Annotated in this window: 15 protein-coding genes; 8 read left to right on the top strand and 7 right to left on the bottom strand. The window is 69.5% G+C overall.

Annotated elements, in window-relative coordinates; translation table 11 throughout:
* Positions 1-190 precede the first annotated feature (190 nt).
* Together ACZ5Z2_RS01335 and ACZ5Z2_RS01330 are read left to right on the top strand one after the other, a co-directional pair.
* Positions 191-961 carry a hypothetical protein gene (locus tag ACZ5Z2_RS01335; protein ID WP_464760180.1) on the top strand — a complete coding sequence of 257 codons (771 nt, stop codon included), beginning with the start codon at positions 191-193 and terminating at the stop codon, positions 959-961.
* A 123-nt stretch (positions 962-1,084) separates the two neighbouring features.
* On the top strand, positions 1,085-2,452 hold the full coding sequence (locus ACZ5Z2_RS01330) for a glutamate--cysteine ligase (RefSeq protein ID WP_464760179.1): 1,368 nt from the start codon (positions 1,085-1,087) through the stop codon (positions 2,450-2,452).
* Positions 2,453-2,511: 59 nt separating this feature from the next.
* Here ACZ5Z2_RS01330 and dcp read toward each other — a convergent pair whose 3' ends face one another.
* The 4 genes from dcp to ACZ5Z2_RS01310 all read right to left on the bottom strand — a co-directional run bounded on the left by dcp (position 2,512) and on the right by ACZ5Z2_RS01310 (position 6,278).
* Positions 2,512-4,710 carry a peptidyl-dipeptidase Dcp gene (gene dcp, locus ACZ5Z2_RS01325; protein WP_464760178.1) on the bottom strand — a complete coding sequence of 733 codons (2,199 nt, stop codon included), beginning with the start codon at positions 4,708-4,710 and terminating at the stop codon, positions 2,512-2,514.
* A gap of 106 nt (positions 4,711-4,816) precedes the next feature.
* Positions 4,817-5,167, bottom strand: coding sequence for a hypothetical protein (locus ACZ5Z2_RS01320; protein WP_464760177.1), 351 nt, complete (start codon positions 5,165-5,167; stop codon positions 4,817-4,819).
* A 62-nt stretch (positions 5,168-5,229) separates the two neighbouring features.
* Positions 5,230-5,910, bottom strand: a complete 681-nt coding sequence (gene bioD / locus ACZ5Z2_RS01315) for a dethiobiotin synthase (protein WP_464760176.1) — start codon at positions 5,908-5,910, stop codon at positions 5,230-5,232.
* A complete protein-coding gene (locus tag ACZ5Z2_RS01310; RefSeq protein WP_464760175.1) occupies positions 5,907-6,278 on the bottom strand; it encodes a TMEM175 family protein in 372 nt (123 codons plus the stop codon). The genes bioD and ACZ5Z2_RS01310 overlap by 4 nt, the downstream gene beginning before the upstream one ends.
* A 75-nt stretch (positions 6,279-6,353) precedes the next feature.
* Here ACZ5Z2_RS01310 and ACZ5Z2_RS01305 point away from each other — a divergent pair, with 75 nt between their 5' ends.
* Entirely contained in the window at positions 6,354-6,845 is a 492-nt protein-coding gene (locus ACZ5Z2_RS01305) for a GAF domain-containing protein (RefSeq protein ID WP_464760174.1), read from the top strand.
* A gap of 49 nt (positions 6,846-6,894) precedes the next feature.
* On the opposite strand, the gene yihA is transcribed toward ACZ5Z2_RS01305, so the two are convergent.
* Complete coding sequence (gene yihA, locus ACZ5Z2_RS01300; RefSeq protein WP_464761642.1) at positions 6,895-7,512, bottom strand: ribosome biogenesis GTP-binding protein YihA/YsxC; 618 nt, start codon at positions 7,510-7,512, stop codon at positions 6,895-6,897.
* A 107-nt stretch (positions 7,513-7,619) separates the two neighbouring features.
* Between yihA and ACZ5Z2_RS01295 the strand changes: the two genes are divergently transcribed.
* The 5 genes from ACZ5Z2_RS01295 (at position 7,620) to ACZ5Z2_RS01275 (ending at position 11,287) form a co-directional block, all read left to right on the top strand.
* On the top strand, positions 7,620-8,384 hold the full coding sequence (locus tag ACZ5Z2_RS01295) for a c-type cytochrome (RefSeq protein WP_464760173.1): 765 nt from the start codon (positions 7,620-7,622) through the stop codon (positions 8,382-8,384).
* Positions 8,385-8,447: 63 nt separating this feature from the next.
* Complete coding sequence (locus ACZ5Z2_RS01290) at positions 8,448-9,332, top strand: thiol:disulfide interchange protein DsbA/DsbL (protein ID WP_464760172.1); 885 nt, start codon at positions 8,448-8,450, stop codon at positions 9,330-9,332.
* Positions 9,333-9,396: 64 nt separating this feature from the next.
* Positions 9,397-10,062, top strand: a complete 666-nt coding sequence (locus ACZ5Z2_RS01285; protein ID WP_464760171.1) for a thiol:disulfide interchange protein DsbA/DsbL — start codon at positions 9,397-9,399, stop codon at positions 10,060-10,062.
* Between the two features lie 68 nt (positions 10,063-10,130).
* The gene (locus tag ACZ5Z2_RS01280) at positions 10,131-10,904 is read left to right on the top strand and encodes an endonuclease/exonuclease/phosphatase family protein (protein WP_464760170.1); all 774 of its coding nucleotides are present in this window, start codon (positions 10,131-10,133) and stop codon (positions 10,902-10,904) included.
* Complete coding sequence (locus ACZ5Z2_RS01275; protein ID WP_464760169.1) at positions 10,904-11,287, top strand: hypothetical protein; 384 nt, start codon at positions 10,904-10,906, stop codon at positions 11,285-11,287. The genes ACZ5Z2_RS01280 and ACZ5Z2_RS01275 overlap by 1 nt, the downstream gene beginning before the upstream one ends.
* Here ACZ5Z2_RS01275 and ACZ5Z2_RS01270 read toward each other — a convergent pair.
* A complete protein-coding gene (locus tag ACZ5Z2_RS01270) occupies positions 11,271-11,957 on the bottom strand; it encodes an SDR family NAD(P)-dependent oxidoreductase (protein WP_464760168.1) in 687 nt (228 codons plus the stop codon). The genes ACZ5Z2_RS01275 and ACZ5Z2_RS01270 overlap by 17 nt on opposite strands.
* 14 nt (positions 11,958-11,971) lie before the next feature.
* Positions 11,972-13,576 (bottom strand): glycoside hydrolase family 17 protein, encoded by a 1,605-nt coding sequence (locus ACZ5Z2_RS01265; RefSeq protein ID WP_464760167.1) that lies wholly within the window; start codon positions 13,574-13,576, stop codon positions 11,972-11,974.
* Between the last annotated feature and the right edge of the window lie 18 nt (positions 13,577-13,594).

Genomic DNA, 13,594 nt, shown 5'->3' with positions numbered 1-13,594 from the left:
ACGGCCGACCCAAAACCGGCGAGTCGGAAAGCGCCGGAAAGCGCTTTGTCATCCTTCCAGCGCGGATCCTGGCTTTGGACTGGAACATCACAGTACGCCGCTGCCGGCCATGCGCCGGCCTTGGCGTTTCCGCTTGCCGAGGCTTGCGGCAGGCTGCAAGCTGGCGACACCTGACGCGAGGAAACACGGAATGCTTGCCCGTCTCGCCCTGATCGCCTGCGCGTTCTGCGCGCTGCAACCCGCCATCGCCGCGGAACCGACGCCCGCCGCCAACCTCTGCCGGCAGGCACTGCCCACGATCCGCAAGCTCTGGCTCCATGACCTCTACGACGCCCCGCCCGCCGTGGCCACGGTGATGGTCGATGCCATCGACGGCAAGCTGCCGCAGGTGCGCCAGGGCCTCGCTTCGCTGCCCGTATCCGAGCAGGCGCATTGGCGCCAGGTCGCCATGCTCACCGCGGCCAACGCCTACCAGCCGGCCGTGGTCGATGGCCTGCTGGACGATGGCGCTGCGGTGGATGGCACGGCACGACTGCCGCCGTTCAAGCCGGCGTTCTATCACCAAACCCTCGATGGAATGGATCACGACCCTCACTTCGGCCCGGGCACGGCCAAGGCACTGCAAGCCAGCGGTCTGTCGGACAACCGCGGAAACCTCGTCGGCCCTGCGCTGATATCCGCCGTCAGTTGCGACGACACGGCCACGCTCGACGTGCTGCTGCGCCATCACGCCAACGTCATGACACGCGAAGCACCGAACGTGGCCGATGCACTGACCGCAGCCATAATCAATGGCAACGCCCCCATCGTGAGCCAGCTGCTCGACCACGGTGCCGACGTCTGTGCGGAAGACCGGCGCATCCGCAAACCCGACACCACGCTGGCCAGGATTGGCCGCCATCGGCATCTGCCGGACGCGCTGGTGCAACGGCTGGTCTGCCACGTACCAACCGCCCGCTGACTGACCTGCGGAGCATGGCAGCAGCAATCTCCTGTACCGGCCCGTACAAAAATTTCCGTCAACCCCTTTTCGCGGCCGCGCGGCGCCTCCATAGTCGGTGCTCCCCACCGCGAGGTCGCGCCCGTGTCCATCCCCAGCGCCGTCAAGAGCACGCCCATCGAAGGGCGTCAGCAACTGATCGACTACCTCGCCGCCGGCGAAAAGCCGCGCGAGGCCTGGCGCATCGGCACCGAGCACGAGAAGTTCGGTTTCCGCACCGACGACCTGCGCCCGCCCACGTACGAAGGCGAACGCGGCATCCGCGCCCTGCTGGAAGGCATCGCCGTCCAGCACGGCTGGGAGATCGCCCGCGAAGGCGAGTTCCCGGTGGCGCTCGTCCGCGGCAAGGCCAACATCACGCTGGAGCCCGCCGGCCAGCTCGAACTCTCCGGCGCGCCGCTGGAAACCATCCACCAGACCTGTTGCGAGGTGAACAAGCACCTCGACGAGGTGCGTTCCATCGCCGACCCGATGGGCGTCGGCTTCCTCGGCATGGGCTTCCAGCCGAAGTGGCGCCGCGACGAGATGCCGTGGATGCCCAAGGGCCGCTACAAGATCATGCGCGAATACATGCCCAAGGTCGGCGGCCTCGGCCTGGACATGATGACGCGCACCTGCACGGTGCAGGTGAACCTGGATTTCTCCAGCGAAGCGGACATGGTGAAGAAGTTCCGCGCCAGCCTCGCCCTGCAGCCCGTCGCCACCGCGCTGTTCGCCGACTCGCCGTTCACGGACGGACGTCCGAACGGCTACCAGTCCTACCGCTCGCACGTGTGGGAAGACACCGACGCCGACCGCACCGGCATGCTGGACTTCGTGTTCGAGGACGGCTTCGGCTACGAGCGCTACGTGGACTACGCGCTGGGCGTGCCGATGTACTTCAGCTACCAGGACGGCCGCTATATCGACCTTTCCGGCCAGGACTTCAAGCGCTTCATGGCCGGCGAGCTGCCCGCGCTGCCGGGCGTGAAGGCCACCATGAAGGACTGGGCCGACCACCTCACCACCGCCTTCCCCGAGGTGCGGCTCAAGCAGTACCTGGAAATGCGCGGCGCCGACGGCGGCCCGTGGAACCGCCTGTGCGCCCTGCCCGCGCTGTGGGTGGGCCTGCTCTACGACGACGAGGCGCTGGATGCGGCGTGGGATCTGGTCAAGGACTTCTCCATGGCCGAACGCCATGCCCTGCGCAACGGCGTGCCCAAGCACGCGCTGAAGCTGCCGTTCCGCAGCGGCAGCGTGCGCGACCTCGCCCGCGAAACACTGAAGATCGCCGCACACGGCCTCTCGCGCCGCGCCCAGTTCAACCGCAACGGCGCCGACGAGCGCATCTACCTCGAACCGCTGCTCGAGATCGTCGAGGCCGGCCAGACGCCCGCCGAGCGCAAACTGGAGCTGTTCCACGGCGCATGGGGCGGCAGCGTGGATCCGGTGTTCAGGGAATTCGCGTACTGATTCCGCCAACGAAAAAGGCCGGCATAGCCGGCCTTTTTCGTGAAGCACGACGCCGCGCCTTACTTCTTCGGCGCATCCTTCAAGCCACGGTTCTCCAGCATCGGCTCGATGGCCGGATCCTGGCCGCGCCAGTCCTTGTAGAGCTTGGACAGCTCCACGGTGTTGCCGCGCGAGAGGATCATGTCGCGGAACTTCTGGCCGTTCTCGGCGGTGAGGCCGCCGTGCTGCTTGAAGTCCACGAAGGCATCGTCGGCGAGCATCTGCGTCCACAGGTAGGCGTAGTAGCCGGCGGAGTAGCCGTTGCTCCAGATGTGTAGGAAGTAGCTGGAGCGGTAGCGCGGCGGCACGTAGCTCAAGTCCACGCCGTCCTTCTTCAGCGCGGCGGCCTCGAACTTGTCGGCGTCCTGCTTGGGCGCGTCGGCGCCGAGCATGTGCCAGTTCATGTCGAGCATGGCGGCGGCCACCAGCTCGGTCATGGCGTAGCCGCTGTTGAACTTGCCGGCCTTCTGCATCTTGTCCACCAGCGGTTGCGGCATCGGCGCGCCGGTCTGGTAGTTCTTGGCGAAGTTGGCGAACACCTTGGGATCGCTGGCCCAATGCTCGTTGAACTGCGAGGGGAACTCCACGAAGTCGCGCGCGGTGGCGGTGCCGGACAGGCTGGGGTACTGCTCGTCGGCGAACATGCCGTGCAGGGCGTGACCGAACTCGTGGAACATGGTGATCACGTCGTCCCACGACAGCAGCGCGGGCTGGCCCGCCGCGGGCTTGGTGAAGTTGGCGACGTTGTAGATCACCGGCTTGGTGCCGAGCAGCTTGGACTGGCCGACGAAGTTGTCCATCCACGCGCCGCCCTGCTTGTTGTCGCGCTTGAAGTAGTCGCAGTACCACAGCGCCAGCGACTTGCCGTCCTTGTCGAACACCTCGAACACGCGCACGTCCGGGTTATACACCGGGATGTCGTGGCGCTCCTTGAAAGTGATGCCGTAGAGCTGGTTGGCGGCGTAGAACACGCCGTTCTTGAGCACGTTGTCCAGCTCGAAGTAGGGCTTGATCTGCGACTCGTCGAGATCGTACTTGGCCTTGCGCACCTGCTCGGCGTAGTACTGCCAGTCCCACGGCTCCAGCTTGAAAGTGGGCTGGTGCAGCGCGGCCTGATCCTTGTCGATCTGCGCCTGGATCTCGGCGGCCTCCTGCTTGGCGCGCGCCACGGCGGCGGGCGCCAGCTTGCCCATGAAGGCCATCACAGCTTCCGGCGTCTTCGCCATCTGATCCTGCAGCGTCCACGCGGCGTAGTTCGGGAAGCCCAGCAGCTTGGCCTCCTGTGCGCGCAGCTGGGCGAGCTGCTCGATGATGTCGCGGGTGTCGTCGGCGTTGCCCTTTTCGGCGCGGTTCCACGAGGCCTCGTACAGCGCCTTGCGGGTGTCGCGATCGGTGAGGTACTGCAGCGCCGGCTGCTGCGTGGTGTTCTGCAGCACGATCACCCACTTGCCGGCCAGCCCGCGATCCTTGGCGGCCTGCGCGGCGGCGGCGATGTCCTCGTCGGAGAGGCCGGCGAGCTTGGCCTTGTCGTCCACCACCAGCGCACCGTCCTTCGCGGCGGCGAGCAGCTTGTTGTTGAACTGCGCCTCCAGCGTGGACTCCTGCTGGTTGAGCGCCTTCAGCTTGGCCTTGTCGGCGTCGGACAGCTTGGCGCCGTTGTGCACGAACTCGCGGTAGGTCACCTCGACCAGGCGCAGCGACTCGGGATCGAGCTTGAGCGAGTCGCGCTGGTCGTAGATCTTCTGCACGCGGTCGAACAGCTTGCCGTCGAGGTAGAGCGCGTCCTGGTGCGCGGCGAGCTTGGGCGCCTCCTCCTCCTGCACCTTCTGCAGCGCGTCGTCGGTGTTGGCGCTGGCGACGCCGTTGAACACCATCATCACGCGGCTGAGCAGGGCGCCGCTCTTCTCCAGCGGCACGAAGGTGTTGTCGAAGGTGGGCGCGTCGGCGTTGTCAGCGATCTTCTGCCATTCGGCGAGCTGGTCGGCCATGCCCTTTTCGATGGCCGGCTGGTAGTCGGCGTCCTTGATCTTGTCGAACGGCGGCGCCTGGAACGGCAGCGTGCTGGCGGCGAAGAACGGATTGGCGGCGACGGCGTCGGCCACCGGCGCGGCGGCGCTGGCGGGCTTGGCCGGCGCGGTCTTGGCCGGCTCGTTGGAGCCCTGCGAACAGGCGGCGAGGGCGATGCTGGTGGCGATCACGAGGGTGCGTAGGCGAAGCATGTGGGGTTCCCGGTCGGTGCGCCGAGGCGCGGGCAGAAACCACCGAATGTAACGACAGTGCCGCGCCTTTTACCAGCCGCAGCGCAGCGAAGGCGGCGCAACGAAGTCAGGCCGGGCGCACGTCGCGCAGTTGCCAACCCGCGCCGATCAGCCAGTTCAGGCGCTGCCGCAGCAGGCTCATCGGCAGGCTGGTGAGCACGTCCACCTCCACGTGCAGGTCGGCCACGCGCGCCTGCACCTGCGCCTGGCCGTCGGTGGCGCCCAGCGACGGATCGACCGTCTCCGGCTCCGCCTGCTTCGCCAGCCAGTGCTCGAACAGCGTGCGGCTGCGCAGCGCCTCCTGCAGGGCGGCGGCGAAATCGCCGGGGCCGGCGCCATCCCAGCTCAGGGCCGCGTCGCTGCCGCGCGCCTGCGCGAGGTCGGCGATGCTGAGGTAGTAGTGGTTGCGGCTGGCCATGGGTTCTCCTTGTGCGTTGCGTCGGGCAAGCATGCGTATCTCCGGGCATGCCGGATGTGAATTCAGGCGAACAACGCAGCGAGGTCGATGCCGGTCGCCGCCTGCGCCGGCGCCACGCCATGCGGCAACACGCCGAGGCAGGGCGCGGGCAGCAGCTCGCGCAGGGTGGCGAGGTTTTCCTCCACCGCCTCCATCGCGGGATCGACGCGGTTGCCGATCCAGCCGGCGAGGCGGCAGCCGTCGGCGCGGATCGCCTCCGCGCTGAGCAGCGCGTGGCTGAGGCAACCCAGGCGCAGGCCCACCACCAGGATCACCGGCAAGTCCCATTGCCGTGGAATCCCGGAGGCGAACAGGCGCGGCGCCAACGGCACGCGCCAGCCGCCCACGCCTTCCACCACCACCGCGTCGTGCGCGGCGCACAGCGCATCGAACGCGGCGCGCAGCGGCGACAGCGTGATGGTGGCGCCCTCGTGCGCCGCCGCGAGGTGCGGCGACAAGGCATCGCGCAGCGCCACCGGGTTGCTCAGCGCATACGGCGGCAACGGCGTGCTGCTGGCGTCGCGCAAGGCCAGCGCATCCTCGTTGTGCAGACCTTGCGGCGTTTCCATGCAGCCGCTGGCCACCGGCTTCATGCCGGTCGCGCGAAGGCCCGCCGCGCGCAGGGCATGCAGCAGTGCGCAGGCTGCATGCGTCTTGCCGATGCCGGTGTCGGTGCCGGCGACGAACCATGCCGATCGCGTCATGCCGCGCGCGCCAGCGCCCGGCGCGACCAACTGCCCGTTATCCAGTAGACCGCCGTCAACAGCGCATAGAGGCATCCCGGCACCACGCTCCAGGTGCCGCCACTCGGCACGATGCTGGCCGCGTCGTGTGTGCGGAACCGGTCGCGCCATTGCACGTGCCGGTGCCAGAACAGCATCAGCGTCGCGAAGCTGCAGGCGAAGGCGGGGATCCGGCTCAGCGCCACCATCAGGTCATGCAGGCTGTGCGGGATCTCGGCGCCCGCGATCGCCAGCACGCTCACCGCGAAAGCGAACACGGCGTCGATGAAGCCGTCCAGCCGGTGCGCCTCGATGCGCCCTTCCCGCGCCGTGTCGTGCTGCCCGCTCATTGCGATTCCCCTTGTGCGCAAGCCGTCGATATCCCATCTTGTCGCATCAGTCTGCAGCAACCGGGTCGTTCCGTCATGTTCGAGATCAAGACCAGCCACGCCGCCAGCAAGCGCGAGCACTACGCCGACCTCGTGCAGCAGGCGCGCGGCCTGCTGGCGGGCGAATCCAGCCTAGTCGCCAATGCCGCCAACTTCAGCGCGCTGGTGTTCCACAGCCTGCCCGGCCTCAACTGGTGCGGCTTCTACCTGTACGACGGCACCGAACTGGTGGTCGGCCCGTTCCAGGGCAAGCCGGCCTGCATCCGCATCGCGCTGGGCCGCGGCGTGTGCGGCACGGCCGCGCAGACGCGGCAGACGCAGGTGGTGCGCGATGTCAATGCGTTCGACGGCCACATCGCCTGCGACGCCGCCTCGCAGTCGGAGATCGTGGTGCCGCTGGTGAAGGCCGACGGCAGCCTGCTCGGCGTGTGGGACGTGGACAGCCCGCACGTGGCGCGCTTCGACGACGACGATCGCGCGGGGATGGAAGCGCTGTGCGCGGCGTTCATGGAAGCCCTCGCGGCGTAGACCACGCTTTTTCCGCGGAATGCGACGATCTGCCGCCCGCGACAAAGCGTCACTCGCGCGGCGTGCGCAACAGCTCCGCCACGCGTTCGCGCGCCTCCTCCACGCCGGTGCCGGCGGGCGAGGAAAACACCTGCGCGGTGGCGTGCAGGCCGTCGGGAAAACTCTTGCGCATCGCCGCCAGTGCCTGCGCGGCCTGGTTGCGCGACAGCTTGTCGGCCTTGGTCAGCAGCAGGTGGCATGGCAGGCCGGTGGCGAAGCAGAAGTCCAGCATCATCCGGTCGAACTCCTTCAGCGGATGGCGGATGTCGGCGATCAGCACCACGCCGCGCAGGCTTTGCCGGCGATGCAGGTAGGCGTCGATTTCCTGCTTCCAGTGCGCGCGCAGTTCTTCCGGCACCTTGGCGTAGCCATAGCCCGGCAGGTCGATCAGCCGCCACGGTTCGTCGGCCACTGTCGCCGGCAGCGCGAACGCCACCATCTGCTGGGTGCGGCCCGGCGTCTTGGAGGTGCGCGCCAATCCCTTGTGGCCGGTAAGCGCGTTGAGCGCGCTGGATTTGCCCGCGTTGGAGCGGCCGGCGAAGGCCACCTCGGCGCCATGGTCGGCGGGCAATTGGCTGACGCGATGGGCGGCGAGCACGAATTGCGCGCCTTGCAGGGTATTCGACATGGTTTGACCGGAGCGCGAAGGCATGGGGATAATCCGACGGTTTCTGCCCGTGTCGCCGATACCGACCGGCGATGGCAGCCTTCGACAGTTTCTGAGAGGGGAAGTGTATGGGTTTTCGGTTCGCAGGTTCTCGACCCGCTGTGCTGGGCTCTGCCGCAGTCCTGATCTTCGCCTTGACCGCCAGCGCGGCCATGGCGCAATCCGCGCCGGCCAAGGCTGCCACGGCTGCACAACCTGCCGCTGCCGCCACGACTGCGCCCGCCACCGCCGAAGCCGCGGCCAAGCCCGGCGACGCCACCGCGGGCCAGGCCAAGGCCGCCGCCTGCGGCGCCTGCCACGGCGTGGACGGCAACTCCTCCGACCCGCAGTACCCCAAGCTGGCCGGCCAGAGCGAGCAGTACATCGTCCGCCAGCTCGAGAACTTCAAGAGCGGCAAGCGCCAGAACCCGATCATGCTGGGCATGGCCACGCCGCTGTCCGAGCAGGACATGCACGACGTCGGCGCCTACTTCGCCAGCAAGACGCCGCTGCCCGGCGTGGCCGACCAGGCCCTGGTCGAGCACGGCCAGAAGCTGTTCCGCGAGGGCGACGTCAAGCGCGGCATCCCCGCCTGCATGGCCTGCCACAGCATCGACGGCCGCGGCAATCCGGGCGCGGAGTACCCGCAGCTGGAAAGCCAGCACGCGCAATACGTCGAAACCCAGTTGAAGGCCTGGCACGACGGCGACGCCTGGGGCACCGATGCGCACTCGCAGATCATGCCCGCCATCGCCAGGAAGCTGGACACCAACGACATCGCCGCCGTGGCCAGCTACATCGAGGGTCTGCACCCGGCCACCGAGGCCGACCTGGCCAAGCCCGCCACGCCCTGATCCACGCGCCGCGCCGGCCCGTGCCGACGCGGCTGCTTCGCTCCGCCATCCCCGAGGTACATCATGCTGAAGCGTCTGCCGTTCCTGTGCGCCGCCCTGCTGGCGCTGGCCGCCTGCGGCCAATCCGCCGACAACGGCACCACCCCGACCAGCGCGCCTGCCGCCCCCGGCACGGCGGCGACCACGCCGGCGGCACCCGCCACCGCCCCGGCACCAGCCAGCGCTTCAACCGCCACGCCCGCCACCAGCACCAGCACCGCCGCACCTGCCGCCGCATCCACCACGGCGGCCGCCACACCCGCCGCGCCGGCCCAGCCCTTCATGGACAACGGCCAGTGGGTGGAAGGCAAGGACTACTACCGCATCGACCCGGCGCAACCCAAGTACATCCCCACCGACAAGATCGAAGTGGTGGAGGTGTTCTCCTACGCCTGCCCGGCCTGCAACGCCTTCCACGGCGCGATGGATCAGATCGAGAAGAGCCTGCCGGCCAATGCCGTGGTGCACTACCTGCCGGCCGCGTTCCGGCCCGACGAGAACTGGCCGGTGTACCAGCGCGCCTTCTTCGCCGCCGAGGCGCTGGGCGTGCGCGCCAAGGCCCACGACGCGTTCTTCGACGCCACCTGGAAGACCGGCGAGACGGCCACCTACGACCTGTCCACCGGCCAGCCCAAGCCCAAGGGTGCCTGGCCCACCATCGACGACATCGCGAAGTTCTACGCCAAGTTCGGCGTCGATCCCAAGGAGTTCGTGGCGGTGGCCAATTCCTTCTCGGTGAACACCAAGATGAAACAGGCCGACGACCTCATCAAGGCCTACGGCGTGGGCGGCACGCCCACCATCGTGGTGGACGGCAAGTACCGCTTCTCCCCCTCCGACGTGCACACCGTGCAGCGCGCCATCGAGCTGACCCAGTGGCTGGTGGCGAAGGAAGCCGCCGGCAAGTGAGCCCGTCGCGGCCCTCGCCGCGGCCCGCCCCTCCATTCCCGCACCACCCGCCGAGCACCCCGCCATGAAACACCTCGCCCGCCTGCGCACGCTCACCCTGTTAGCCGGCCTGCTGCTGGCCACCGCCTGCACCGCGCAGTCCAGCGCCGATGCATCGGCGCCGTACACCGAGGGCGACCAGTACGTGACCCTGCCCGCCCCGCACCAGCGCTACAGCAGCGAGGGCAAGGTGGAAGTGGCCGAGGTGTTCTCCTACGCCTGCATCCACTGCGCCCAGTTCGCGCCCATCGCCGAGAAGCTGAAGAAGGCGCTGCCGCCGGGCGTGAAGTTCGAGCTGGTGCCGGCGCCGTTCAGCGCCGAGTGGCTGCCGTTCGCGCGCGCCTACTACGCGGCGGACAAGCTGGGCGTGGTGGATCGCACCCACCTCCAGCTGTTCGTGGCGAAGTTCGCCCAGCACTACCCGATGAACTCGCTGGACGACCTCGCCGATTTCTACGCCCGCGAGGGCGTGAACCGCGCGGAATTCATGCGCCTCGCCACCTCGGATGCCGCCACCGCCAAGCTCAAGGCCGACCTGGCGCTGATCCAGAAGTGGGGCGTGGACGGCACGCCCAGCATCGTGATCGACGGCAAGTACCGCGTCGCCCACGTCAAGACGCTGGACGAGCTGTCCGCCGTGACGCAGTGGCTGGTCAAGCGCGAGCTGGCCGCCACGAACAAGGGCAAGTGACCGGCTGATCGAGGCGCGGCGGGCGTTCACGTCCGCTGCGGCCTGCCGCGAGTACCGTACACAGCCCCATGGAACGCGCCGCGCCCTTGCCCGCCGAACGCCGCCTGCGCCTGCTGAGCTGCAACATCCTCGCCGGCGCCAGCGTGCAGCGCTACAGCGAATACGTCACCCGCAGCCTCAACGCCGTGCTGCCGGGGCGCCGCAAGATCGCCAACCTCGACCGCCTCGCCGCCCTGCTGCCGCAGTTCGACGTGATCGGCCTGCAGGAAGCCGACGCCGGCAGCCTGCGCTCCGGCTTCCTCAACCAGACGCGCTACCTCGCCGAAGCCGCCGGCATGCCGTACTGGAGCCACCAGCCGAACCGCCCGGTGGCCGGGCTATCGCATACCGCGAACGGACTGATCAGCCGCATCGAACCCAGCACCGTGCTCGACTACCCGCTGCCCGGCCGCGGCCGCGGTGCGCTGCTGGTGCGCTTCGGCACCGGCGATCGTGCGCTGGCCGTGGTGATCGCCCACCTCTCGCTGGGCGCGGCCACGCGCGCGCGGCAACTGGGCTTCATCGCCGAGATCCTGCAGGATCATCCGCACGCCGTGCTGATGGGCGACCTCAACACCGACGTCGGCAGCCCCGAGATGCGCCAGCTGTTCGCGCGCTCGCGGCTGCAGGCGCCCGCGCTGGCCACGCCCACCTTCCCGAGCTGGAAGCCGAAGCGGGCGCTGGATCACATCCTCGCCTCGCCCACCGTGGCGCTGGAAAAAGTGTGGACGCTGCCGCAGGCGTTCTCGGATCATCTCGCGCTGGCGGCGGAAATCCGCCTGCCCGCCCACGGAGAACCTTGATGAAGCTACGCACGCTGGTTCCATGGCTGCTGGTCGCGCTGGCCGGCGCAGGAGCGGCGTGGCTGCGCTACGGCTTGATCGAGCCGCCCGCGATGGCGGAATTGTGCACGGCCGCGCAGGCGCCCGCGTGGTGCGCGCTGCGGCAGGCGCTGGTGGACGGCTTCCTGCACGACGCGTACGGCATCGCGGCCGTCGCCGCCGCCGCGCTGTCGCTGCTGCGCCGCTCGCGCACGCTGGCGTGGCTGGCCGCGGCGCTGGGCGCCTTCGCCCTGCAGTTCTACAACTACGAGCCGGGCGCGCTCGCGCTGCTGGTCGGCTGCCTGCGTCTGGTGCGCCTGCAGGGCACCGGCGACGCGCAGGCGGCGGTCACACCCGCCCGGTGACCGGGATCAGCGCGCCGGTGATCGCGCTGGCCGCATCGGACAGCAGGAACACGATCACGCTCGCCAACTGCTCCGGCTTCACCCAGCGGTCGAAATCCGCGTCGGGCATGTCGGCGCGGTTCGGCGGCGTGTCGATGATGCTGGGCAGCACCGCATTGACGGTGATGCCGCTCGGCTTGAGCTCCTCGGCCAGCGCCTCGGTGAGGCGCATCACGCCCGACTTGGACGCGGTGTAGGCGCCCACGCCCGCGGCGGCCTTCAGCGCCGAGTTCGCGCCGATGTTGACGATGCGCCCGCGCCCTTCGTGCTGCAGGTACGGCAGCACCGCCTTGCTCGCCACCACCACGGTGCGCAGGTTGATGCGGTAGAGCAGATCCCAGGTGTCGATGTCGCCGTTGTCCAGCGTCTCCCAGCGGAACGCGCCGGCCACGTTCACCAGCGCGTCGAGGCCGCCCAGCGCCTCGGCGGCGGAGTCGATGGCGCGCTGCGCCTCGGCCACGTCGGCCAGATCCACGCCGCCGAAACCGTGCGCCGCATCCAGGCCAGCCGGCACCGACACGCGATCGATCGCCGCCACCTGCGCGCCCGCGTCCAGCGCGGCGCGCACCACCGCCGCACCCAGCGTGCCGAAGGCACCGGTCACCACGATGCGTTGTTTGTCGAGGCGCATGTCCATCACTCCTTTCAGCGGGATTGGTCGAGCATAACCGGCGCGCCGCGCGCGCGCCGCCACGCGGCGAACACCGCCGCGGCGATCGCCACGTTGAGCGCCAGCCACAGCCAGGTCGCCGGGTTCTCGCCCAGCTCCAGCGCCACCGTCACGCCGCCCAGCACGGGCAGCCACGCGGCAAGGAACAGGGCTTCGCGCGAAGGCATGCGTCGACGCTCGTCCAGCCACGCGGTCAACGCATAGCCCGCGCAGGGCAAGGCGAACAGGCCCAGCGGGAAGTCGCGGTAGCGGCCGTCGAACACCAGCAGCAGCCCGTACAGCGCCAGCACGAACAGCCACGCGCTGCGCAGCCGGCCGGCCGGCGCGGGCTTGAACGGCGCGCCCGCCAGCCGCCCCGCCAGCCAGTTCGCCAGCCGCAGCGCGGTGAACAACGCGGCAACAACCGCGGCGACGGAGAGCGACCACTCCCATGCGTCGCGGCAGGCGTAAATCATCTGCCGCACTTGCCATGCCAGCGCCGTGCCGCCGGCGAAGCCGGCCAGCCCCAACGCCAGCCAGCCGCGCCCGCGCTGCCAGCGGCGGCGGCGCAAGCCCGCCAGCACGAACAGCAACGCGCCCGCCGCGCCGGCCAGCCAGCCCAGCCACCATTGCGGGATCTCGACCACCGGCCCCTGCATCGCGAACTTGGGCCGCGCATGCGCGTCGAAGATGCCCCAGTAGCCGCCCACCGTGCCTTCCTGCGTGCGCTTCCACGGCTGGTCGAAGGCTTCGATCACGTTGTACGGCATGTCCACGCTGGCCGCGTAGCGCAGGAACTCGCGCAGGTAGCGCGCCTCGTTCACCACGCTGACCGAGGCACCGCGCCGCGGCCGGCCCTCGCTGGGCCAGCCGGTTTCGCCGATCATCACGCGCTTGCCGGGAAACGCCCGCTGCACCTTCGCGTACACGTCCGCGACGTGCTGGATCGCGCGCTCGGGCGGCACCGGCCGGTCTTCCCAGTAGGGCAGGATGTGCACGGTGACGTAGTCCACCGAGCCGGCCAGCCGCGGATGGCGCAGCCAGAACTCCCACACGTCGGCGTAGCTCACCGGGATCGACGCCGGCAAGGCCGCGCGCACTTCGCGGATGTCGGCCGCCAGTTCGGCCTCCGACAGCTCGCCGCGCAGCAGCACCTCGTTGCCCACGATCACGCCGCGCAGCACCTGCGGGTACTTGCGCGCGGTGGCGATGCCCAGCGCGATCTGCCGTGCGTTCGCCTTCGGATCGCGATCCAGCCAGATACCCAGCAGCACCTGCATGTGGTGGCGCGCGGCGATCTCCGGCACTGCCGACAGGCCCTGCCCCTGCGAGTAGGTGCGCACGCAGTCGAAGCGCTGGGACAGCGCGGCCAGATCGGCGTCGATGCGCGCGGGACTGACGAAGGCATGCGGATCGAGCGGCGTCTCGCCCGGCTCGCGGAACGGCGCGTAGGAGACGCAGGCGATGCGCGCCGAAGGCGCATCCGGCAACGGCACCGGCCGGCCGGCCGCCCACCACCACGCCGCGCCCGCCAGCGCGAGCAGCGCCAGCATCAGCCAGGCGACGAGGCGGCGACCGCGGGACGAGGGCGGAAACGACATGCGGGCCTGCAACGGGCG

The organism is Rhodanobacter sp. G1, assembly GCF_055397855.1.
This window is presented reverse-complemented; position numbering and strand designations above follow the sequence as displayed.